Origin of the sequence: Kitasatospora sp. NPDC018619, from assembly GCF_044391605.1 — a bacterium.
Taxonomy (GTDB): Bacteria; Actinomycetota; Actinomycetes; order Streptomycetales; family Streptomycetaceae; genus Kitasatospora.
The window spans coordinates 441,007-462,670 of the sequence record NZ_JBISAI010000002.1; the positions used below are offsets into that span (position 1 = coordinate 441,007).

14 protein-coding genes and 1 pseudogene are annotated in these 21,664 nt (G+C 74.3%); 6 read left to right on the forward strand and 9 right to left on the reverse strand.

The features are described from left to right. Nucleotides 1-82: 82 nt before the first annotated feature. Nucleotides 83-1,549, reverse strand: a complete 1,467-nt coding sequence (locus ACH5AR_RS04565) for a serine hydrolase domain-containing protein (RefSeq protein WP_396299895.1) — start codon at nucleotides 1,547-1,549, stop codon at nucleotides 83-85. A gap of 542 nt (nucleotides 1,550-2,091) precedes the next feature. On the opposite strand from ACH5AR_RS04565, the gene tdh reads away from it, so the two are divergent. Together tdh and ACH5AR_RS04575 are read left to right on the forward strand one after the other, a co-directional pair. Beyond that, nucleotides 2,092-3,120 carry an L-threonine 3-dehydrogenase gene (tdh, locus tag ACH5AR_RS04570; protein ID WP_396299896.1) on the forward strand — a complete coding sequence of 343 codons (1,029 nt, stop codon included), beginning with the start codon at nucleotides 2,092-2,094 and terminating at the stop codon, nucleotides 3,118-3,120. A gap of 29 nt (nucleotides 3,121-3,149) precedes the next feature. Continuing rightward, on the forward strand, nucleotides 3,150-4,343 hold the full coding sequence (locus ACH5AR_RS04575; RefSeq protein ID WP_396299897.1) for a glycine C-acetyltransferase: 1,194 nt from the start codon (nucleotides 3,150-3,152) through the stop codon (nucleotides 4,341-4,343). A gap of 256 nt (nucleotides 4,344-4,599) precedes the next feature. On the opposite strand, the gene ACH5AR_RS04580 is transcribed toward ACH5AR_RS04575, so the two are convergent. The 5 genes from ACH5AR_RS04580 to ACH5AR_RS04600 all read right to left on the reverse strand — a co-directional run bounded on the left by ACH5AR_RS04580 (nucleotide 4,600) and on the right by ACH5AR_RS04600 (nucleotide 10,862). After that, nucleotides 4,600-6,159, reverse strand: a complete 1,560-nt coding sequence (locus ACH5AR_RS04580) for a hypothetical protein (protein WP_396299898.1) — start codon at nucleotides 6,157-6,159, stop codon at nucleotides 4,600-4,602. Nucleotides 6,160-6,310: 151 nt separating this feature from the next. Continuing rightward, the gene (locus ACH5AR_RS04585) at nucleotides 6,311-7,714 is read right to left on the reverse strand and encodes a TolB family protein (RefSeq protein WP_396299899.1); all 1,404 of its coding nucleotides are present in this window, start codon (nucleotides 7,712-7,714) and stop codon (nucleotides 6,311-6,313) included. After that, nucleotides 7,711-8,523 (reverse strand): hypothetical protein, encoded by an 813-nt coding sequence (locus ACH5AR_RS04590; RefSeq protein WP_396299900.1) that lies wholly within the window; start codon nucleotides 8,521-8,523, stop codon nucleotides 7,711-7,713. Before ACH5AR_RS04590 ends, ACH5AR_RS04585 begins: the two co-directional genes overlap by 4 nt. Continuing rightward, on the reverse strand, nucleotides 8,520-9,236 hold the full coding sequence (locus tag ACH5AR_RS04595) for a hypothetical protein (RefSeq protein WP_396299901.1): 717 nt from the start codon (nucleotides 9,234-9,236) through the stop codon (nucleotides 8,520-8,522). The genes ACH5AR_RS04590 and ACH5AR_RS04595 overlap by 4 nt, the downstream gene beginning before the upstream one ends. Nucleotides 9,237-9,404: 168 nt before the next feature. Further along, complete coding sequence (locus ACH5AR_RS04600) at nucleotides 9,405-10,862, reverse strand: hypothetical protein (protein WP_396299902.1); 1,458 nt, start codon at nucleotides 10,860-10,862, stop codon at nucleotides 9,405-9,407. A gap of 223 nt (nucleotides 10,863-11,085) precedes the next feature. On the opposite strand from ACH5AR_RS04600, the gene ACH5AR_RS04605 reads away from it, so the two are divergent. The 4 genes and pseudogenes from ACH5AR_RS04605 to ACH5AR_RS04620 all read left to right on the forward strand — a co-directional run bounded on the left by ACH5AR_RS04605 (nucleotide 11,086) and on the right by ACH5AR_RS04620 (nucleotide 17,020). Beyond that, on the forward strand, nucleotides 11,086-11,997 hold the full coding sequence (locus ACH5AR_RS04605; protein ID WP_396299903.1) for a LysR family transcriptional regulator: 912 nt from the start codon (nucleotides 11,086-11,088) through the stop codon (nucleotides 11,995-11,997). A gap of 1,376 nt (nucleotides 11,998-13,373) precedes the next feature. After that, complete coding sequence (locus ACH5AR_RS04610) at nucleotides 13,374-14,327, forward strand: Gfo/Idh/MocA family protein (protein WP_396299904.1); 954 nt, start codon at nucleotides 13,374-13,376, stop codon at nucleotides 14,325-14,327. A gap of 223 nt (nucleotides 14,328-14,550) precedes the next feature. Further along, nucleotides 14,551-16,419, forward strand: a pseudogene (locus ACH5AR_RS04615) (endonuclease/exonuclease/phosphatase family protein). 61 nt (nucleotides 16,420-16,480) lie between these two features. Further along, entirely contained in the window at nucleotides 16,481-17,020 is a 540-nt protein-coding gene (locus ACH5AR_RS04620) for a GNAT family N-acetyltransferase (protein ID WP_396299905.1), read from the forward strand. Between the two features lie 152 nt (nucleotides 17,021-17,172). Here the strand turns inward: ACH5AR_RS04620 and ACH5AR_RS04625 are convergent, their stop codons facing one another. The 3 genes from ACH5AR_RS04625 to ACH5AR_RS04635 form a co-directional block, all read right to left on the reverse strand. Beyond that, a complete protein-coding gene (locus tag ACH5AR_RS04625; RefSeq protein WP_396299906.1) occupies nucleotides 17,173-19,548 on the reverse strand; it encodes an ATP-binding cassette domain-containing protein in 2,376 nt (791 codons plus the stop codon). Between the two features lie 257 nt (nucleotides 19,549-19,805). Further along, on the reverse strand, nucleotides 19,806-20,219 hold the full coding sequence (locus ACH5AR_RS04630; protein WP_396299907.1) for a VOC family protein: 414 nt from the start codon (nucleotides 20,217-20,219) through the stop codon (nucleotides 19,806-19,808). 154 nt (nucleotides 20,220-20,373) lie between these two features. Further along, nucleotides 20,374-21,603: a C40 family peptidase gene (locus ACH5AR_RS04635; protein WP_396299908.1), complete on the reverse strand. Its 1,230-nt coding sequence runs from the start codon at nucleotides 21,601-21,603 to the stop codon at nucleotides 20,374-20,376. Nucleotides 21,604-21,664 lie beyond the last annotated feature (61 nt).

Consider the following 21,664-nt stretch of genomic DNA (forward strand, 5'->3'; position numbering starts at 1 on the left):
GGTGGGGGGTCGCGGCCGGCGCGCCCGGGGGGGGGCGCGCGGGGGGCCCCCCCCCGGCGGGGGGGGCCCCCGCGGCGCCGGGTCAGGAGACGTGCAGGGTGGCCGAGCCGGTGGGCGCGGCCGGGCTGGTCCCGCCCGTCCCGGTGGGCGAGACCGCCGGCGACGGCGACGGCGAGGCGGTGGGCGAGCCGGTCGGGGACGCGGTCGGAGAGGTCGTCGGCGAGCCCGTCGGGGACGGGGAGGCCGACGGTGACGGTGACGGGGAGCCCGACGCCGAGCCCGTGCCGGACGGGGCGGGCAGCGTGTAGACGTTGTTCGGCGAGACGATCTGGGTGACCGCTCGGGCCAGCAGCGTCGAGGGCTCCGACCCGTCGTGGAGGATGTCGGTGTTGAGCAGGATCGCCAGACTGGCCTTGGCCTGCGGCAGGTAGAGCACCACGCTCTCGTACCCGGGCAGCGAGCCGTTGTGGCCGATCCACCCGTGGGTGCTGAACACCCCGAAGCCGTAGCCGAGGTCGGGGGTGTTCCCGACGGCCTTGAACTTCAGCCGCTCCGCCTGGGTGGCGGGCTTGAGCAGCGGATCGCCGGTGGCCAGCGCCTTCGACCAGGTCTGGAGGTCGGCGAGGTCGGAGACGGCGGCGCCGGCCGCCCAGCCCCAGGACGGGTTCCAGGTGGTGGCGTCCGCGACCGTGCCGTCGGCCGTCTGGTCGGTGTAGCCGTGGGCGTGCGGCGAGGGGAAGGTCGCGTCGGTCGGCAGGCTCGTCCTGGTGAGGCCGGCGGGGGTGAACACCTGCTGCTGGAGGAAGTCCTGGAGCGGCTGCCCGCCGGCCTTCTCGACCACCAGGCCGAGCAGGACCAGGTTGGTGTTGGAGTACTCGTACGCGCTGCCCGGCGCGAAGTTCGCCGGGTGCTTGAAGGCGTACGCGAGCAGCTGGTCCGGGGTGAAGGCGCGGTTCGGATCGCTGAACAGGGCCTGCTGGAAGCCCTGGTCCAGGGTGTAGTTGAACAGGCCGCTGCGCATCTCGCCGAGCTGGCGCAGGGTGATCCCGTCGCCGCCGGGCACGTTCGGCACGTACCTGGAGACCGGGTCGTCCAGGCCCAGCTTGCCCTGGTCCACGAGCCGCAGGACGGCGGTGGTGGTGAAGGTCTTGGTCACGCTGCCGATCCGCATGAAGAGGTCGGCGGACATCGGCGTCCCGGCGTCCTTGTCGGCGACGCCGAAGCTGCGCTGGTAGCTGCCGTCGGGGGTGGTGTAGCCGACGCTCACCCCGGGGACGGAGGCCTGGCTCATCGCCTGTTTGATCGCCGTGTCCAGCTTGGCCGTGACGTCCGGGGTGAGCGCCACCACCCCACCGGAGGGGCTGCCGCCCGGGGTGGCGGACGGGCTGAGCGCGGCCGGTTCGGCGGTGATCGCCGGGTCGGCCGGGCGCGCGGACTTGGAGTCCCCGGAACAGGCGGAGACGGCGAGCAGGCCGGTCAGCGCGAGGGCGGCGGAGGCCACCCGTACGGAGCGGGGAACGGCCGGTCGCGGCCGTCGGGTGTCGGTCATCGGCGCAGGCGCCTCTCTGGGGCGGACGGCCCCTTGGCGAAGGGCCCCGGAGCGCGGCTCGGCCGGGCCGGAGCGCTGCTCCACGGGGGCGCGGGGGAGCAGCGCCACCGTAAGCACCGCCGCCGGCGGGCCGCGCGCGGGTCGTCGTCCGACTGGACCGAACGGGAGTGCGGTCAGCCGAGTGCCCCGTCCGGCTGGCGGCCCGCCGCTCCTGCCGCTCGCGCGGGCGTGCCGGGCGGCCGGTCGCCGCGGCGAGTGCCCGTGGTGTCGCGGCGGGTGCCCCTGGTGTCGCGGCGGCCGGCTCCGCGCTCGGCCGGACGGGTGAGCACCGGCACGCCGCACCCGCTGCCGGGCCCCGCTCGGGCACGATCGTTCAGCCCAGCTGTGGCCGCCCTTAAGAATTCCTCGATGGACCGCACCCGCCCCGACCAGGCAGATTTCTGCCTGCCCGGAGCGTGCCGTCCGTCAGGAGCGGCCGGACCGGGCCTCCTCGGCCTGCCCCCGCACCCGCAGGCCGTCCCACCCGCACGTCAGGAGCCGCCGTGAAGGCACTCGTCAAGCAGCAGGCCGAGCCCGGGCTCCGGCTGATGGACGTCCCCATGCCCGAGATCGGCCCCGGCGAGGTGCTGATCAAGGTCCTGCGGACCGGCATCTGCGGCACCGACCTGCACATCCGCTCGTGGGACGGCTGGGCCCGGCAGACCATCAGGACCCCGCTGGTGCTCGGCCACGAGTTCGTCGGCGAGGTCGCCGAGCTGGGCGCGGGCGTCACCGACATCGCGGTCGGCGACCTGGTCAGCGGCGAGGGCCACCTGGTCTGCGGCAAGTGCCGCAACTGCCTGGCCGGCCGCCGCCACCTGTGCCGCAACACGGTCGGCCTGGGCGTCAACCGCGACGGCGCCTTCGCCGAGTACGTGGCCCTGCCCGCCTCCAACGTCTGGGTGCACCGGGTGCCGGTCGACCTCGACGTGGCCGCGATCTTCGACCCGTTCGGCAACGCCGTGCACACCGCGCTGTCCTTCCCGCTGGTCGGCGAGGACGTGCTGGTCACCGGCGCCGGCCCGATCGGCATCATGGCCGCCGCCGTCGCCAAGCACGCCGGCGCCCGCAACGTGATGATCACCGACGTCTCCCCGTACCGCCTGGACCTGGCCCGCAAGGTCGGCGTCACGCTGGCGCTGGACGTCTCCCAGCACACCATCGAGGAGGGCCAGCAGAAGCTGGGCCTGCGCGAGGGCTTCGACGTCGGCCTGGAGATGTCCGGCCGCCCCGAGGCGATGCAGTCGATGATCGCCAACATGACCCACGGCGGGAAGATCGCCATGCTCGGCCTGCCCGCCGAGCAGTTCCCGGTGGACTGGGCCTCGATCGTCACCTCGATGATCACCATCAAGGGCATCTACGGCCGCGAGATGTTCGAGACCTGGTACGCGATGTCCGTGCTGCTGGAGGGCGGCCTGGACCTCAGCCCGGTGATCACCGGCCGCTACGCCGCCACCGACTTCGAGGCGGCCTTCGACGACGCCGCCGGCGGCAACTGCGGCAAGATCATCCTCGACTGGACCGCCTGAGCCACCCGCCGACGCAAAAGGAGCCAGCTGTGTTCGACAACGTGCGCGCCGACATCGCCACCACCCTCGACGAGATCCGCGAGGCCGGGCTGTTCAAGCCCGAGCGGGTGATCGGCACCCCGCAGAGCGCCGCGGTCACCGTGACCGGCGGCGGCCGCCCGGGCGAGGTGCTGAACTTCTGCGCCAACAACTACCTCGGGCTGGCCGACCACCCCGAGGTGCTCGCCGCCGCCAAGGACGCGCTGGACCGCTGGGGCTACGGGATGGCCTCGGTCCGCTTCATCTGCGGCACCCAGGACGTCCACAAGGAGCTGGAGGACCGCCTCTCGGCCTTCCTGGGCCAGGAGGACACGATCCTCTACTCCTCCTGCTTCGACGCCAACGGCGGTGTCTTCGAGACCCTGCTGGACGACCGCGACGCCGTCATCTCCGACGCGCTCAACCACGCCAGCATCATCGACGGCATCCGGCTCAGCAAGGCCCGGCGCCACCGCTACGCCAACCGCGACCTGGCCGACCTGGAGAAGCAGCTCCAGGACACCCAGGACGCCCGCCGCCGGCTGATCGTCACCGACGGCGTGTTCTCGATGGACGGCTACGTGGCCCCGCTGCGCGAGATCTGCGACCTGGCCGACCGCTACGGCGCCATGGTCATGGTGGACGACTCGCACGCCGTCGGCTTCGTCGGCGCCGGCGGCCGCGGCACCCCCGAGCTGCACGGCGTGATGGACCGCGTGGACATCATCACCGGCACCCTCGGCAAGGCCCTCGGCGGCGCCTCCGGCGGCTACGTCGCCGCCCGCCGGGAGATCGTCGCCCTGCTGCGCCAGCGCTCCCGCCCGTACCTGTTCTCCAACTCGCTGGCCCCGGTGATCGCGGCCGCCTCGCTGAAGGTGCTCGACCTGGTCGAGAAGTCCAACGAGCTGCGCGAGCGGCTGGCGGCCAACACGGCGCTGTTCCGCACCAGGATGGCCGAGGCCGGGTTCGAGATCCTGCCCGGCGACCACCCGATCGCCCCGGTCATGATCGGCGACGCGGCGAGGGCCGGCCGGCTCGCCGAGCTGCTGCTGGAGCGCGGCGTGTACGTGATCGGCTTCTCCTACCCGGTGGTGCCGCACGGCCAGGCCCGGATCCGGGTGCAGCTGTCCGCGGCGCACTCCACCGAGGACGTCGAGCGCGCCGTCGCGGCCTTCGTGGACGCGCGCGCCGCGCTGGGGGAGTAGCCGCCGCACGGGAGCAGCCGCACCGGGGAGCAGCCGCACCGGCTGCGGCGCCCCGCAGGAGCCGCCCGTGGGCCGGACCGCTCGGAACCGGTCCCGCCCGCGGGCTCACCACCGCCGTGCGGCGGAGGCGAACCGATCCGCCCCCGCCGCACGGCCCCCAGACCACCTGCCCCACCCTCCCGCCACGGGGGCGGGACGCCGGCCCGGCCGACGTCCCGCCCCCGTCGTGGTCCCCCGGCGGCCTGTCCGGGCAGGGCTACTGCTCGTCGCCGTCCTCGCCCTGGTCGTCCCCGTCGCCCGGGTGGAGGCCGGTGGGCTTGGCGAAGACCTGGGTGTTCTCGACCGCCGGGCCGCCGGCGCCGGCGGTCAGGTTGCCGCTGGTCGAGCCGAACAGCACGGTCCTGCCGCTCGCAGACACGAACGGGTCGGTCGACGAGCCGTTGCCGAGGGAGCCGTCCGGCGCGGTGGCGACCCGCTCGGTGCGCCCGGTGCGCAGTTCCTGGCGGTAGACGTCCCAGCCCGGGTGCTGCGGGCCCGCGACGAGGTTGTCGGCCGCGGAGGAGAAGTAGACCCAGCGGTGGTCGGCGGTGATGGTGCCGTGCCCGGAGGAGCCGACCGAGCCGGTGCCGGGCAGGCCGCCGCTGACCCGCGTCACGGCCCCGGTGCGCAGGTCCCGGACGTGCAGCACGGTGTGGTAGCGGTGGCCGCCGGTCGAGCCGCCGGGCTCGGGCAGCGCGTAGACGGCGTACCGCCCGTCGGGGCTGACGGTGGCGTCGAAGGCCGCGTTGGTGAACGTGCCCGCGGTGTCGTAGCTCGCGGGGGAGATCGTCCGGGAGGCCACGTCGTAGGTGTAGTACGGGGCCGTGGTCGGGCGGGCCAGGAGCGGCTGGGCCCCGGAGGGCAGGCCGGCCCCGGCGCCCGGGGGCAGGTCCACGTCGGCGGTGCCGGCGGGGGCGGGCGCCTGCTCGGAGGGCAGCAGCGCGGAGCTGGAGCCGAAGCCGACGGTGCGGCCGTCCGCGCTGATCGTCGGACGGAAGGACGTGTTCTCGCCCGCCCGGCCCTGCTGGTCGCGGGTGACCAGCCGGGTGGTGTGGGTCCGGCGGTCGGTGAGGTAGACGTTGATCTTCCAGGTGTAGGGCCGGGCGAGCGAGGGGCCGGCGGCGGGGCCCTGGCCGGGTTCCGGCTCGGGTTCCGGCTCCGGCTCCGGCTCCACGACGGTCGGGTCCAGGTCGGTCCGGGAGGACACGAAGACCACGTACCGGCCGTCGCCGCTGACCTGCGGGTTGTACGAGGAGTGGTACTGGTCCCGGTCGGTGCCGGTGGGGCTGCTGCTGACCAGCTCGGTGCGGCCGGTCCTGCGGTCCCTGAGGTACACCTCGGTGCGGTCCTTGACCTGGGCGCCGGGGGCGATGTTCTCGCCCTCGCTCTCGAAGACGACGTAGCGGCCGTCGGCGCTGATCCCGGCCGAGTCGGTCGAGCCGTTCGCAGACTCGCCCGCGTCGGTCAGGTTGACCTGTTCGACGCGGCCGGTGCGCAGGTCCCTCAGGTAGGCGTTGCTCCAGCCGACCGGTGCCCGGGGCAGCAGGTTCCTGGCCCAGGAGGTGAACAGCGCGTAGCGGCCGTCGGCGCTGAGGCCCTGGGCCCAGGACTGGTTGTCGGGCACGGTGCCGTTCACCCCGGTGCTGACCTGGGTGGTGCCGCGCGGCGCCGGGGCGGCCTGGGCGGCCTGGGCGGGCGCGGCGGTGACGGCGAGCACGGCGGCTGCGGCCAGCAGGCCGCAGCCCGCCGACCACCGGGTGCGGACGGGACGGGTCACGAGGTCTCCCCCCTCTGGTCGCCCGGCCGGGCTCCCTCCCGGCGGCGGGCTTTCGCCGAGCCAACCGTCGGGAGGGCAGAGGGGTCAACGCCCTGGGGTGATCTCGACCGAAAATACGCCAACGGTCGTACACCGCAAGGGAATCAGGCCATCACAGGTGGCGGACGAAGACGTCCGGCGCCCCGTTGGTGTCGCCCGGTACCAGGCCGCCGTCGTCGGCGGTGAAGAGCACCGTCCCGCCGGTGGCGTCCACGAACGGGCCGGAGGAGCCAGCGGTGCCCTGCGCGCCGTCCCGGGTGAGGCTGACCCGTTCGACCAGGCCGGTCCGCAGGTCGCGGCGGAAGACGTCGCCGACGCCGTTGGTGTCGCCGGGCACCAGGTTGTCGGCCGCGGAGTCGAAGTAGACCCAGCGGCCGTCGGCGGTCACGACGGGGGCGGAGGCGCCGGCCTCCGTCGTGGTGCCGGGCAGCCCGGCGTTGGCCTGGGTCAGCCGGCCGGTGGCCGCCTCCCGGACGTACAGGTCCGTCCGGAACCGGTTCGAGCCGGGCCCGCCGAGGCGGAACGGCAGGCCGAACAGGGCGTGCCGGCCGTCGGAGCTGAGCCGGGCCCCGACGCTGACGCCGCGCAGGGCGCCGTTGCCGTCCAGGCTGGCGCCGGAGACCTTGCCGGTGTCGGCCCTCCAGACGAAGAACGGGTAGAAGCGGGCCGGGGCCAGCCCGGGTGCTCCCTCGTCGGGCGCGTCCCCGTCGGGCGCGTCCCCGTCGGGCGCGTCTCCGTCGGGCTCGGCCGTGGCCGGGTCGCGCGGGATCAGGTTGGTCGCCCGGGAGGTGAAGCCGACGGCGGAGCCGTCCGCGCTGATCGTCACTCCGTAGCAGGTGTTGCCGGCGGCCCTGCCGTCCGCATCGGTGCTGACCACCCGGGTGGTGCCGGTCCGGCGGTCGGTGAGCAGGACGTTGAAGTAGCGCGGGTTCGAGCCCGGGGCGAGGTCGGTGCGGTTGGACAGGTAGGCGACGTAGCGGCCGTCCCGGCTGATCGCCGGGCCGAGGGTGTAGCTGCCGTCGTGGTCGCCCGCGCTGACCGGTTCGGTGCGCCCGGTCCAGCGGTCGCGGACGAAGACGTCGGTCTCGTGCCGCGGCCGGCCCGGCACCACGTTGGTGGCGGCGGTGCTGAACGCGACGTAGCGGCCGTCGCCGCTGATCGAGGCGTCGGTGGTGGGGGCGTTCAGCCGGGAGCCGTCGTCGGCGACGCTGACCCGCTCGACGTGGCCGTTGCGCAGGTCCCGGACGTAGACCTCGGCGGAGTTCGGGGCGCCGGGGCCGGGCAGCAGGTCGGTCGCGGTGGAGGCGAACAGCGCGTACCGGCCGTCCTCGCTCAGCCCGAGGGCGGTCGAGGAGCCGTTCAGCTGCTCGCCCCTGGGGCCCTCGCTGATCCGGGCGGTGGCGCCCTTGGGCGGCCTGGCCTCGGCGGCGGGCAGCGCGGCGCCGGCGGCCACGGCGGTGGCGGCCAGCAGCGCGACGGCGCGGGCGAGCCGTCGGCGGGCGGGTGCGTGCGTCATGGTCGGTCCTCCCCTGGCGGTGGTTCCGGGCCCACGGCCCCCGCGGCCCGGTCGGGGAGAGCCAAGCGCCGTCCGGTTGCCCGGTCAACGACCGGTGGCGATCCCGTCCGGAAATACGCCACCGGCCGTACACCGCACGGGAGTCGGGCTGTCACAGGCGGCGCAGGAAGACGTCCGGCACGCCGTTGGTGTTCAGCTGTGAAGAGCACCGTGCCGCCGGTGGCGTCCACGAACGGGCTGAAGGACGAGGAGGTGCTCTGTGCGCCGTCCCGGGTGAGGCTGACGCGCTCGATCCGGCCGGTCCACAGGTCGCGGCGGAACACGTCGTTCATGCCGTTGGTGTCGTCGGGGACGAGCGTGGTGGCGCTGGAGCCGAAGTAGACCCAGCGGCTGTCGGCCGTCATGACGCCGCCGGAGGAGGAGCGCACGGTGCCGGTGCCGGGCAGGTCGGTGTCGACCTTGGTGACCTTGCCGGTGGCGAGCTCGTGGACGTAGACGTCCAGCCGGATGCCGTGGGCCGGGCCGCGGGAGCCGCCGGCGAACACCGGGAGGCTGTAGACCGCGTAGCGGCCGTCCGGGCTGACCTTGGCGTCGAGGGCGACACCGGTCCGCTCCCCGGCGTCGTCCAGGCCGGAGCCGATGATCCGGCCGGTGTCCGCCTTCCGGACGTCGTACCGGTAGTAGTGGGGGCCCGCCAGGGAGGGCGCCGGGTCGGTGGCGGCCGGGTCGGCGGGGTCGGCCGGGGGCTCGGGCAGCAGGTTGGTCGCCCGGGAGGTGAAGCCGACGGCGGAGCCGTCCGCGCTGATCACCGGCGCGAAGGAGCCGTTGTCGGCGCCCTCGCCGTCCGCGCCGACGGTGACCAGGCGGCTGGTGCGGGTCCAGCGGTCGGTGACGTAGACGTTGTTCTTGCCGCGCCGCAGGGGCCCGGGGGCGAGATCGCTGCGGTTGGACAGGTAGGCGACGTAGCGGCCGTCCCGGCTGATGCCGGGGCTGACGGACCCGTACCGGCTCTGGTCGTCGGTGCTCGGCAGCGCGGCGGCGCTGACCGGTTCGGTGTGCCCGGTCCAGCGTCGCGGACGAAGACGCCGCTGGCGTGGGCGGGCCGGCCGGGGACGACGTTGGTGGCGGTGGTGCTGAAGGCGACGTAGCGGCCGTCGCCGCTGATCGAGGCCTGGGTGGTGGGGGCGTTCAGCCGGGAGCCGTCGTCGGCGACGCTGACCCGTTCGAGGTGGCCGTTGCGCAGGTTGCGGACGTAGACCTCGTCGGAGTTCGGGGTGCCGGGGCCGGGCAGCAGTTCGGGGGCGGCGGAGGTGAACAGGGCGGAGCGGCCGTCCTCGCTCAGCCCGAGCGGGGTCGAGGCGGTGGTGAGCTGCTCGCCCCTGGGACCCTCGCTGATCCGGGCGGTGGCGCCCTTGGGCGGTTTGGCCTCGGCGGCGGGCAGCGCGGCGCCGGCGGCCACGGCGGTGGCGGCCGGCAGCGCGGCGGCGCGGGGCAGTCGTCTGCGGGTGCGCGCGGCGGTCACGGATCGTCCTCCCCTGGGATCGGCCCGGCCGCGCTCCCTCCCGGCGGCGGGCGCCGGCCGAGCCAACCGTCGGGAGGGTCGCGGGTCAACGGCCGCGGGTGATCCCGCCGGGAAATACGCCAACGGGCGTATCCCACAGGGGAGTCGGCGCGTCCGGGCCGCGGGGCGTCAGAGGCGGCGCCGGAAGACGTCGGTGGTGGCACTGTCGGCGACCGGCGCCAGGTTGCCGTCCTCGGCGCTGAACAGCAGCGTCGTGTCCCCGTCGTCGACCTGCGGGAAGAAGGCGGAGGCGGTGCTCTGCGCGCCGTCGTGGGCGAGGCTGACCCGCTCGGTGAGCCCGCTGCGCAGGTCGGTGCGGAAGATGTCTGCCTGCCCGTTGGTGTCGCCGGGGACGAGGTCGGCGGCGTCGGAGGTGAAGTACACCCAGCGGTCGCCGAGCGACATCACCGGATCGTAGGAGGAGTCCAGCGGTGTGGCGTCGGACAGCGGCTTGTTGACCTTGGTGGTCGCGCCGGTGGCCAGCTCGCGGACGTAGACGTCCTGGTGGCGGCCGTGCGAGCCGGGCCGGCCGCCCTCCTCGAAGACCGTGTAGACGGCGTAGCGGCCGGAGGGGCTGATCCGCCCGTCGTTGCCGGCGCCGATCAGCCGGCCGGTTGCGTCGTAGCTGACGCCGGTGGTCTTCCCGGTGCGGGCGTCCCAGGTGTAGTAGGGGTAGGCGCGGATCCCGGCCAGGTTGGCGCGGGCGCCGGCGGTGTTCAACGTGCCCGCGGCGTCTGCGGCGTCTGCGGCGTCTGCGGTGTCCGCATCGTCCGCCGCCGCCGCGGTGGCGGACGTGGGCGGGGCCTGGTCGGCCGGGAGGAGGTTGCCGGCCCGGGAGTTGAAGCCGATGACGGTGCCGTCCGCGCTGATCGTCGGGCGGGAGGAGTGGTTGTCGGCCGGGCTGCCGTCCGCCCCGGTGGTGACCAGCCGGGTGGTGTGGGCCCAGCGGTCGGTGACGAAGACGTTGAACTTGCCGCGGCGCACGCCGGGGGCGAGGTCGGTGCGATCGGAGGAGAAGACCACGAAACGGCCGTCGGCGCTGATGCCGGCGTCGAAGGCGTTGCGGCCGCTCTGGTCGTCGCCCGCGCCGGAGGTGCCGTCGCCCGTGGTCACCAGCTCGGTGCGGCCGGTCCAGCGGTCCCGGACGAACACGTCGGTGGCGTGCTTCGTCTGGCCGGGGACGACGTTGCCCGCGGAGCTGCTGAACACCACGTACCGGCCGTCGCCGCTGATCGCCGCGGTGTTGCTGCCCGCGTCCAGCGCGGAGCCGTCGGGGGCCACGCTGATCCGCTCGGTGTGGCCGTTGCGCAGGTCCCGGACGTACACGTCGCCGACGGCCCCGGCGCCGCCGGGCAGCAGGTTGGTCGCCGAGGAGTTGAACAGCGCGTACCGGCCGTCGCCGCTCAGGCCGAGCGCGAGCGACGGCCCGTCCAGGGCCTCGCCCTTGGCGCCCTCGCTGACCCGGGCGGTGGCGCCCTTGGGCGGCCGGGCCTCGGCGGCGGGCAGCGCGGCGCCGGCGGCCACGGCGGTGGCGGCCAGCACGGCGGCGGTGCGGGCCAGCCGGCGGCGGGTGCGTGCGGTGGTCATCGATCATCCTCCCCTGATGACGGTCCGGGCCCTCGGCCCCCGTGGCCCGGTCGGTAAGAGCCAAGCGCCGTGCGCAGGGCGGGTCAACGACCTGGAGCGATCTCGTCCGGAAATGCGCCACCGCCGGTGCCGCCCGCGGCGCCCGCGGCCGAAACCGCCGCCCGGGCGGGCCCCGGCCGCTGCGCCGGGCCGGCGGGCCGCGCCGCGCTGGCAGAATTGGTCCGTGATCGACGCACGACGGCTGCGGACCCTGCGGGCCGTGGCGGACCACCGCACCGTGACCGCCGCGGCGGCCGCCCTCTACCTGACCCCCTCCGCGGTCTCCCAGCAGCTGGCCGCCCTGGAGCAGGAGACCGGCCACCACCTGCTCGCCCGGGAGGGCCGGGGCGTGCGGCTGACCGCCGCCGGGGAGATCCTGCTCGGCCACGCCGACGTGGTGCTCGCCCAGCTGGAGCGCGCCGAAGCCGACCTCGCCGCGTACAGCGCGGGCGTCGCGGGGGAGGTGACGGTCGCCTCCTTCGCGACCGCCATCGCCTCGGTGCTCGCCCCGGCCGTCGGCCTGCTCGCCGGGCGGGCGCCCGGGGTGCGGCTCAAGGTGCTGGACGCCGAGGGCGACGCCAGCCTGCCGATGGTGCTGGACGGCCGGGCCGACCTCGCGGTGGCCGTCGAGTACCGGGGCGCCCCGCGCGCCGACGACGCCCGGCTGACCAGGGTGCCGCTGTACGCCGAGCCCTTCGAGGCCGTGCTGCCGCTCGGCCACCGGCTGGCCGCCGAGGCCGGCCCGCTGGCCGTGGCGGCGCTCGCCGACGAGCCGTGGATCGGGCCCTACCCCGGCAACCCGTGCCACGACGTGGTGCTGCTGGCCTGCGAGCACGCCGGGTTCCAGCCCCGGCTGCTGCACTCCTCCGACGACTTCCGGGCCGTGGTCGCACTCGCCTCGGCGGGGCTCGGTGTGGCGCTGGTGCCGCGCTCGGCGCTGCGCGGCGTCGACCTCGGCGAGGTCGCGGTGCGCCCGGTGGACAGCGAGCTGGCCACCCGGCGGGTCTTCGCCGCCGTGCGGGCGGGGGCGGACGGGCACCCGCTGGTGCGGCCGGTCCTGGACGCGCTCGCGGAGGCGGCCGCCTCGGCTGTGTGAGTCGTGCGGGGGGGCCGGGGTTTCTCCGGGGCCTGTGGGGTTGCCGGGCAGTGGGCCGCTCTCCGGTGGACCGCAGGTCGTGGGCGCCGTCAGGCTGGCTCTGCCGGCGCGCCGTGGGTGGGCGGGCATCCGCTGGTGGGGCTGGTCCTGGGCGTGCTCGGGGAGGCGGTCGGCTCGGCTGTGTGAGTCGTGCGGGGGCCGGGGTTTCTCCGGGGCCTGCGGGGTTGCCGGGCAGTGGTCGTCCTCCGGTGGACCGCAGGTCGTGGGCGCCGTCCGGGCGGTTCTGCTGGTAGGAGAGGCGCCAGCGGCCGCGGGCGGAGAACTCCGCCACGCGCGCAGGTCGGCGGAGGCGGCCAGGCCGCAGCGCTCCTGGTGGTTCCCGGCGGCGGGCGCGGAGTAGTCGTCCAGCACGAGCCAGCGGCCCCGGCCGCCGGGGAGGACGGTGGTGATCCGCGACTCGTAGCCGTCCCGTGCGTCGGCTGGACCGGCGCCCAGAGCCTCGGCGGTGCGGCCGGGCGAGGCGGTGAAGTGCCGCCCGGCCCAGAGAGAGCGCGAGCGCGGTGAGCTGGACGGTCGGGCCGGTGGCTTGGGAGCCGCGGGCCCGCTCCCAGGGGGGCGAACGGTCGGGCGCGCGAGAAGTCGGCTGGGTCGACTTCCTGCGCTGGGCCCGGCGCGGAGTCCGCGCCGGGCCCGCTCCCGGGGGGCGAATGGCCGGGCGCGTGAGAAGTCGGCTGGGCCGACTTCCTGTGTGCCCTGCGCCTTCCCTTGCTGGGGGTGCGTCCCTGTGCTGCGCGAGAAGTCGGCCTGCTCGACTTCCTGTGCGGTGGGGGTGGTGGGGTGCGGTGGTGTGGGCCTGGTGGTGTGCGGGAGGTTGGTGGGCGTGTCTTTTCGCGTGTGTGGGGGCGCCAGGACTTGGTGTCGCGTGAGAAGTCGGCTGGGCCGACTTCCTGTGTGCCCTGCGCCTTCCCTTGCTGGGGGTGCGTCCCTGTGCTGCGCGAGAAGTCGGGCTGGTCGACTTCCTGTGTGGTGGGGGTGGTGGGGTGCGGTGGTGTGGGCCTGGTGGTGTGCGGGAGGTCGGTGGGCGTGTCTTTTCGCGTGTGTGGGGGCGCCAGGCCTTGGTGTCGCGCGAGAAGTCGGCGGGGCCGACTTCCTGTGCGTGGGCCCGGTGCGGAGTCCCGGGGTGCCGGGGCTTGGGGTGTTGGGGTTGTTGCGCGAGAAGTCGGCGGGGTCGACTTCCTGTGTGCCCTGCGCTTTCGCTTGCTGGGGGTGGGTCCCTGTGCCGCGCGAGAAGTCGGCCCGCTCGACTTCCTGCGTCGCGGCGATCCCGGGGCGCTCTAGGGTGTACCGGTACGACCATCCCAGGGGCAGGAGATCCGATGAACGCGAGCGCAGTGACCGACAGCCGGCTTCCGGTCGGGGTGATCGGGCTCGGGGACATCGCGCAGAAGGCTTACCTGCCGGTGCTCACCGCGCTGCCCGGGCTGGACCTGCGGCTGATGACCCGGGACGCGGCCAAGCTGGAGCGCCTCGGCGAGGCCCACCGGATCGCCCCCGAGCACCGCTACACCGACCTCGGCGCGCTGGTCGCCGGCGGCATCCGCGCCGCCTTCGTGCACGCCTCCACCGACCAGCACGTCCCGATCGTCGAGCAGCTGCTCACCGCCGGGGTGGACGTGTACGTCGACAAGCCGCTCGACTACACCCTGGACGGCGCCCGCCGCCTGGTCGACCTCGCCGACCGCACCGGCCGCTCGCTGATGGTGGGCTTCAACCGCCGCCACGCGCCCGGTTACGTCCAGGCCAAGGAGCGCCCGCGCGACCTGATCGTGCTGCAGAAGAACCGCGAGGGCCTGGCCGAAGCCGCCCGCACCCTGGTGTACGACGACTTCATCCACGTCGTGGACCTGCTGCGCTTCCTGGCGCCCGGGGAGATCGAGCACGTGGACGTCCGGGCCCGCGTCCGGGAGGGCCTGGTCGAGCACGTGGTGCTCACCCTCGGCGGCGCCGGGTTCACCGCGCTGGGCGTCATGAACCGGGTGTCCGGCTCCACCGAGGAGGTGCTGGAGGTTTCCGGCGGCGACTCCAAGCGCGAGGTGCGCAACCTGGCCGAGGTGATCGACCACCGCGGCCAGCCGACGGTGCGCCGCCGCGGAGACTGGGTGCCGGTGGCCCGTCAGCGCGGCATCGAGCAGTGCGTGCTCGCCTTCCTGGCGGCCGTCCGTGCCGGGCACACCCTGGACGCCCACGACGCGCTGCGCACCCACGAGCTGTGCGAGCTGGTCGTGGAGCGGATCGAGGCTTCCTGGGAGTCGGCTGGGAGCGGGCTGTGAGAATCCCGGGCTGATCGGGCGTCAGGACACCTCCAGGGAACCGCGAGTTCACCGACAGGGTCTTGTCGGGGCATTTTCTACGCGCGTATCTTGAGGGGCGCCGCGGGGGGCGGGAGTCCGTCCCCCGCTTCTTCTCTACGCGAGTAGCGCGCGCTCGAAGCGCGTCTCCGCCCGGACCGCCGTGCGCACCAGTGCCGCACGACGGAGCTAGGAGCCCTGCCCGGTGACCACCGCCCCCGCACCCCGCCCCCGCAGAACCCTGCTGCGCGCCGCCCTGATCCCGGCGTCGCTGGCCGCCTCGCTGGTGCTCGTCCCGCTGCCGGTGGCGAACGCCGCCGCGCCCGCGACCCCCGCGCCGACCGAGGCCGGTCCGCTGCGGATCCACGACGTCCAGGGCCGCACCCGGATATCCCCGGAGGCCGGCAAGCCCGTCACCGGCGTGCCCGGCATCGTCACCGGCGTGCGCGCGTAAGGCAGTTCCAAGGGCTTCTGGCTGCAGGACCCGAACCCGGACGCCGACCCGGCGACCAGCGAGGGCGTCTTCGTCTTCACCGGCGGCAACCCGACCGTCAAGGTCGGCGACTCGGTGCTGGTGAGCGGCAAGGTCACCGAGTACTACCCGAACTTCGCCGGCGGCTCGCAGTCCGTCACCGAGATCTCCGCCCCGGCCGTCACCGTCCTGTCGGCCGGCAACCCGCTGCCCGCCCCGGTGGTCGTGGACACCCGCAACATCCCCGGCACCTACGCCCCGCCGGCCGGCCCGGACGGCTCCGTCGACGGCGTGGCGCTGAACCCGGAGAAGTACGCCCTGGACTTCTACGAGTCCCTGGAGGGCATGCTCGTCCAGGTCAAGGACGTCCGGGTGATCCAGGCGACCGACAAGTACAACGAGCTGTGGGTCGCCGCCGACAAGCAGGACCAGCGCAGCAAGCGCGGCGGCGTGCTGTACGAGTCCTACCGCGAGCCCAACGTCGGCCGCCTGATGGTCCAGCAGCAGGCCCCGGTCAACCAGCAGCCCTTCCCGGTGGCCAACGTCGGCGACGAGCTGACCGGCGCCACCACCGGCCCGCTGGACTACAACGGCTTCGGCGGCTACACGCTGGTCGCCGGCACCATGGGCGCCCTGAAGGACAACCACCTCCAGCGCGAGGTCACCGCCCAGCCGGCCGACCGCGAACTCACCCTCGCCACCTACAACGTGGAGAACCTGGCCCCGGGCAATCCGGACGCCAAGTTCGCCGAGCTGGCCCAGGGCGTCGTCACCAACCTGCGCTCGCCCGACATCGTCGCCCTGGAGGAGATCCAGGACGACAACGGCAACAAGAACGACGGCACGGTGGGCGCGAGCCGGACCGTCGCCAAGTTCACCGCCGCGATCCGGGCGGCCGGCGGCCCGGCGTACGACTGGCGCTCGATCGACCCGCAGGACGGCAAGGACGGCGGCGAGCCCGGCGGCAACATCCGCCAGGTGTTCCTGTTCAACCCGCAGCGGGTGTCCTTCACCGACATCCCCGGCGGCAGCGCCACCACCGCCGTCGGCGTGACCGGCACCGGCGCGAGCACGGCGCTGACCGCCTCGCCCGGCCGGATCGAGCCGAACGACGAGGCCTGGACCAACAGCCGCAAGCCGCTGGTGGGCCAGTTCTCCTTCCGCGGCAAGAAGGTCTTCGTCATCGCGAACCACTTCAACAGCAAGGGCGGCGACCAGGGCATCGACAGCCGCTTCCAGCAGCCGACCCGCGGCTCCGAGGTGCAGCGGATCAGGCAGGCCACCGTCGAGCAGTCCTTCGTCGCCCGGCTGCTGGCCGCCGACAAGGAGGCCAGGGTCGTCTCCCTCGGCGACTTCAACGACTACCAGTTCTCGCCCGCGCTCGCCGCGCTCACCAAGGACGGCGTGCTGCGCGACCTGGTCGACGAGCTGCCGGAGACCGAGCAGTACTCGTACGTCTACCAGGGCAACTCGCAGGTGCTGGACCACATCCTGGTCAGCCCCGAGGTCGGCTACGCCAAGTACGACGTGGTGCACATCAACGCCGAGTTCGCCCGGCAGGCCAGCGACCACGACCCGCAGGTGGTCCGCATCAAGCCGTGACCCGGGCACCCGCTACGCTGCCTGCGCCGCCGGTGGCCACCGGCGGCGCAGGCAGCACCGCGTGACGGGGGAGTCGATGGGCTACCGGATCGAACGGATCGGCCGGGCGGACGGGCCGCGCCTGCGGGCGGTGCGGCTGGCCCAGCTGCTCGACACCCCGCTGGCCTTCGGCGAGACCCACGAGGACGCGAGCCGCCTGGGCGAGGGCGAGTGGGCGGCCCGGTGCGCCCGGGTGAACGAGCCGGACCGCCTCGGGCTGGTCGCGGTGGACGCCTCCGGGGAGTGGGTGGGCACCATGCTGTCGGTGCCGAAGCCGTCCGACCGGTACGGGCCGCGGGTCGGCGCGTTCGAGCTGATCGGCGTCTGGGTCGCCCCGGAGCACCGCGGCCGCGAGCACGGCGTCGCCGACGCCCTGCTGGACGCGGTGCTCGCCTGGGCCCGGGGCCGGGGCGCCGGACGGATGCTGCTCGGGGTGCACGAGGCGAACCCCCGCGCCGCCGCCTTCTACCTGCGGCGCGGGTTCGCCTACACCGGGGAGGACACCCCGTACGTGCTGGACGCGTCGGCGCGGATCCTGGAGATGGCCCTCCCCTTGGACTGACCGGCCGCGCGCCCCGGCCGGAGCGCCCGGCGAAGGGCCGGGCCCGAGCCGCCCCGGCGGGGACGGCTCGGCTCGCTCGGGACGGCTCGGTTCGTGACGGCACAGGGTTCGGGACGGCACAGGGTTTGTGACGGCGCAGGGGTCTGGACGGCTCAGCCCAGGTAGGCCGCCAGCGCCTCGCCGGTGAGCGTGGAACGGGCGGCGACCAGCTCGGCCGGGGTGCCCTCGAAGACCACCCGCCCGCCGTCGTGGCCCGCGCCCGGACCGAGGTCGATGATCCAGTCGGCGTGCGCCATCACCGCCGGGTGGTGCTCGATCACGATCACCGACTTGCCGGACTCGACCAGCCGGTCCAGCAGCCCCAGCAGCTGCTCGACGTCGGCCAGGTGCAGGCCGGTGGTCGGCTCGTCCAGCACGTAGACGCCGCCCTTGTCCGCCATGTGGGTGGCCAGCTTGAGCCGCTGCCGCTCGCCGCCGGAGAGGGTGGTGAGCGGCTGGCCCAGGCTCAGGTAGCCGAGGCCGACGTCGGCGAGCCGCTCCAGGATGCGGTGCGCGGCCGGGAGCTTCGCCTCGCCCGAGCCGAAGAACTCCGCCGCCTCCGTCACCGGCATCGCCAGCACCTCGGCGATGTCCCGCCCGCCCAGGCGGTACTCCAGCACCGCCGGCTGGTACCGCTTGCCCTCGCAGTCCTCGCAGGTGGTGGCCACCCCGGCCATCATCGCCAGGTCGGTGAAGACCACCCCGGCGCCGTTGCAGGTCGGGCAGGCGCCCTCGGAGTTGGCGCTGAACAGGGCCGGCTTCACGCCGTTGGCCTTGGCGAAGGCCTTGCGGACCGGCTCCAGCAGCCCGGTGTAGGTGGCCGGGTTGCTGCGCCGGGAGCCCTTGATCGCCCCCTGGTCGACGGAGACCACGCCCTCCTCGCGCGGGATCGAGCCGTGGATCAGCGAGCTCTTGCCGGAGCCCGCGACACCGGTCACCACCGTGAGCACCCCCAGCGGGACGTCCACGTCCACGTCCCGCAGGTTGTGGGTGCTCGCGCCGCGGATCTCCAGCCGGCCGGTGGGCTTGCGCACGGTGTCCCGCAGCGGCGTCCGGTCGGCCAGGTGGCGGCCGGTCACCGTACCGCTGGTGCGCAGCCCGGCCACGTCGCCCTCGTAGCAGACCGTGCCGCCGGCCGTGCCGGCTCCGGGCCCGAGGTCGACCACGTGGTCGGCGATCGCGATGGTCTGCGGCTTGTGCTCGACGACCAGCACCGTGTTGCCCTTGTCCCGCAGGCGCAGCAGCAGCCGGTTCATCCGCTCGATGTCGTGCGGGTGCAGGCCGGAGGTGGGCTCGTCGAAGACGTAGGTGGTGTCGGTGAGCGAGGAGCCGAGGTGGCGGATCATCTTGACCCGCTGAGCCTCGCCGCCGGACAGGGTGCCGGAGGGGCGGTCGAGCGAGAGGTAGCCGAGGCCGATCTCCACGAAGGAGTCGAGGGTCTGGCGGAGCGTGCCGAGCAGCGGCGCCACCGAGGGCTCGTCGAGGCCGCGGACCCAGGCGGCGAGGTCGCTGATCTGCATCGCGCAGGCGTCGGCGATGCTGATGCCCGCGATCCTGGAGGAGCGGGCCGCGGCGCTGAGCCGGGTGCCCTCGCAGTCGGGGCAGGCGGTGAAGGTCACAGCCCGCTCCACGAAGGCCCGGATGTGCGGCTGCAGGGCGTCCTTGTCCTTGGAGAGCATGGACTTCTGGATCTTGGGGATCAGGCCCTCGTAGGTGAGGTTGACGCCGTTGACCTTGACCTTGGTCGGCTCCCGGTAGAGGAAGTCCTGCATCTCCTTCTCGGTGAACTTCCGGATCGGCTTGTCCGGGTCGAGGAAGCCCGAGTTGGCGTAGACGCCGACCGTCCACCAGCTGTCGGTCTTCCAGCCGGGGATGGTGAACGCGCCCTCGGAGATCGACTTGCTGTCGTCGTACAGCTGGGTGAGGTCGATGTCCGAGACGGTGCCGCGGCCCTCGCACCGCGGGCACATGCCGCCGGTGATGCTGAAGCTGCGCCGCTCCTTGACCGTCCGGCCGGCCCGCTCGACGGTGACGGCGCCGGCCCCGCTGATCGAGGGGACGTTGAAGGAGAAGGCCTTGGGCGAGCCGATGTGCGGGGTGCCCAGGCGGCTGAAGAGGATGCGCAGCATCGCGTTGGCGTCGGTCGCGGTGCCGACGGTGGAGCGCGGGTCGGCGGCCATCCGCTGCTGGTCGACGATGATCGCGGTGGTCAGGCCCTCCAGGACGTCCACCTCGGGGCGGGCCAGGGTGGGCATGAAGCCCTGGACGAAGGCGCTGTACGTCTCGTTGATCAGCCGCTGGGACTCGGCGGCGACGGTGTCGAAGACCAGCGAGCTCTTGCCCGAGCCGGACACCCCGGTGAACACCGTCAGCCGGCGCTTGGGGATGTCGACGCTGACGTCCCTGAGGTTGTTCTCGCGCGCGCCGTGCACGCGGATCAGGTCGTGGCTGTCGGCGACGTGCGGCTGGGCGTCCGTCCGCTTGGGCATCGTTCTCTTCGCTCCCTGGCTCTCGGCGGTCGGGGGTGGGGGCCCGGCGGGCGGCCCGCCCCGCCGCCGTCGGTGTGCTCGGACCGTTCGATGGCCCTTCGATCCAACCATCGATCCGGCCCACGGCCCAACGGTTCCGGGCACGGCCGACGGCGGGACGGGCGGGGCGGGCAGGGCGGTGCGAACGGGCACGGCGGACGGGCGGGGCGGGTACGCGGACGGGCGGGGCGGGGCCGGAAGGCCCGACGGGCCGGGGCTCAGCCCAGCTCGTTGAGGCGGACGGTGTTGCCCGCCGGGTCGCGGAACGCGCAGTCGCGGACGCCGTACGGCTGCCGGGTCGGCTCCTGGACGACCTCGGCGCCGCCGGCCTTCAAGCGGTCGTAGACGCCGTCCAGGTCGCGGGTGCCCAGGACGATCCGGGCGTAGCTGCCCTTGGCCATCATCTCGGCGACGGCCCGCTGCTCCTCCTCGGTGCGGCCCGGGTCGGCGGAGGCCGGCTCCAGCACGAGGGAGACGTCGGGCTGGCCGGCCGGGCCGAGGGTGATCCAGCGCATCGGGCCGCCGCCGACGTCGCTGCGCACCTCGAAGCCGAGCAGGTCGCGGTAGAAGGCGAGGGAGGCCTCGGGGTCGGTGTGCGGGAGGAAGGTCCAGTGAATGGTGATGTCGCTCATGACCGCAACGCTAGGCGCGCACCCGGGTGGGGCGCTTCTCGAAAACTGATCGGTTCGGCCCGTCGGTGGTCCCCGGGGCCGCCGGGAGCGGCGGTCGACCGGCACGGTCGTTCGCCTCCCCGGCGGCCGCCGCGGGCCCCCGGCGGGTCCTTCCCTAGCAGTCGGGGATGGTCGTACCGCTGTTGTCCTTGGCCGTGTCGTTGCCCCAGCGGGCCAGGTAGAACGCGGACACCCACTGCCCCGCCGGGCCGCCGTCGGAGTCGGTCTTCAGCCACCAGTGGTTGTAGCTGCCGCCGTTGGAGACCTCGCGGCCCCAGGCCTTGCAGTACACGTAGTTGGTGCCCTGGTTCAGCGTGCCGGTGGCGTTGGTGGAGGTCGGCGAGGGGTAGACGCTCGCGGCCGCGAAGGTGTCCACCCAGTACGTGCCGGAGGCGGGCGGGGCGCCGCCGCCCGCGCAGGTGGGGATGGTCGTGCCGCTGTTGTCCTTGGCGACGTCGTTGCCCCAGCGGGCCAGGTACCAGGCGGACACCCACTGGCCGCCGGGGCCGACGTCCGGGTCGGTCTTCAGCCACCAGTGGTTGTAGCTGCCGCCGTTGGAGACCTCGCGGCCCCAGGCCTTGCAGTACACGTAGTTGGTGCCCTGGTACAGCGTGCCGGTGCCGGTGGTCGAGGTCGGCGAGCCGTAGACCGGGGCGTCGGCGTTGGTGTCCACCCAGTACCGGCCGCCGGTGGACGGGGGAGTGGTGGGGGGAGGCGTGGTGGAGCCGCCGCCGGGGCCGTACAGCCGGATGGCGCCGTAGTAGTCGCCGTGCGAGGAGAGGGCCGCGACCTGGACGTAGCCGCCGGAGTAGGGGGCCTCGACGATCCAGCCCTGCCCGAGGTACATCGCGACGTGGTGGATGGTGGAGGCGGTGCTGCCGAAGAACACCAGGTCACCGGGGAGCAGCGGCGCGGTGCCGTCCGCCCGGTAGTAGCGGGCGACGGCCCGGGAGGTCGGCCACTGGGTGCGGGTGGTGCCGTTGACGACGTCCTCGCCGACGGCCAGGTCGTAGGCGTAGCGGACCATGCCGGAGCAGTCCAGGCCGCGGACGTGGCAGTCGTCGGGAGCGCCGTTGGCCGGGTCGCAGAGGCCGTACGTCGGGCCGGGCTGCGAGCCGTGGCCGCCGCCCCACGAGTACGGGGTGCCGATCAGCCCGCAGGCGGCGCGGACGGCGGCGTCGGCCTGGGCCGCCGCGCCGGTGGAGAGCGCCCCGCAGGCGGGGGCGGCCTGGGCCGTACCGGCGCCGGCGAAGAACACCCCGACCGACACCAGCAGCGACAGCAGGGCGGCCCACCGCAGCGGGGCGATCAGCCGCCGCGAGAGGAGGTTCACACGCGTAGTCATGGTCGCGCATCCTTTCGGAACCGCCGACTGCGCGGCAACGGCGCCCACCCCCACACCTCCC

Excerpts from the sequence above, each read along its gene's own strand:
- ACH5AR_RS04610 (WP_396299904.1), top strand. The coding sequence starts at position 13,374 with ATGAACGCGAGCGCAGTGACCGACAGCCGGCTTCCGGTCGGGGTGATC.
- ACH5AR_RS04600 (WP_396299902.1), bottom strand. The coding sequence starts at position 10,862 with ATGACCACCGCACGCACCCGCCGCCGGCTGGCCCGCACCGCCGCCGTG.
- ACH5AR_RS04585 (WP_396299899.1), bottom strand. The coding sequence starts at position 7,714 with ATGACGCACGCACCCGCCCGCCGACGGCTCGCCCGCGCCGTCGCGCTG.
- ACH5AR_RS04625 (WP_396299906.1), bottom strand. The coding sequence starts at position 19,548 with ATGCCCAAGCGGACGGACGCCCAGCCGCACGTCGCCGACAGCCACGAC.
- ACH5AR_RS04565 (WP_396299895.1), bottom strand. The coding sequence starts at position 1,549 with ATGACCGACACCCGACGGCCGCGACCGGCCGTTCCCCGCTCCGTACGG.
- ACH5AR_RS04630 (WP_396299907.1), bottom strand. The coding sequence starts at position 20,219 with ATGAGCGACATCACCATTCACTGGACCTTCCTCCCGCACACCGACCCC.
- ACH5AR_RS04635 (WP_396299908.1), bottom strand. The coding sequence starts at position 21,603 with ATGACTACGCGTGTGAACCTCCTCTCGCGGCGGCTGATCGCCCCGCTG.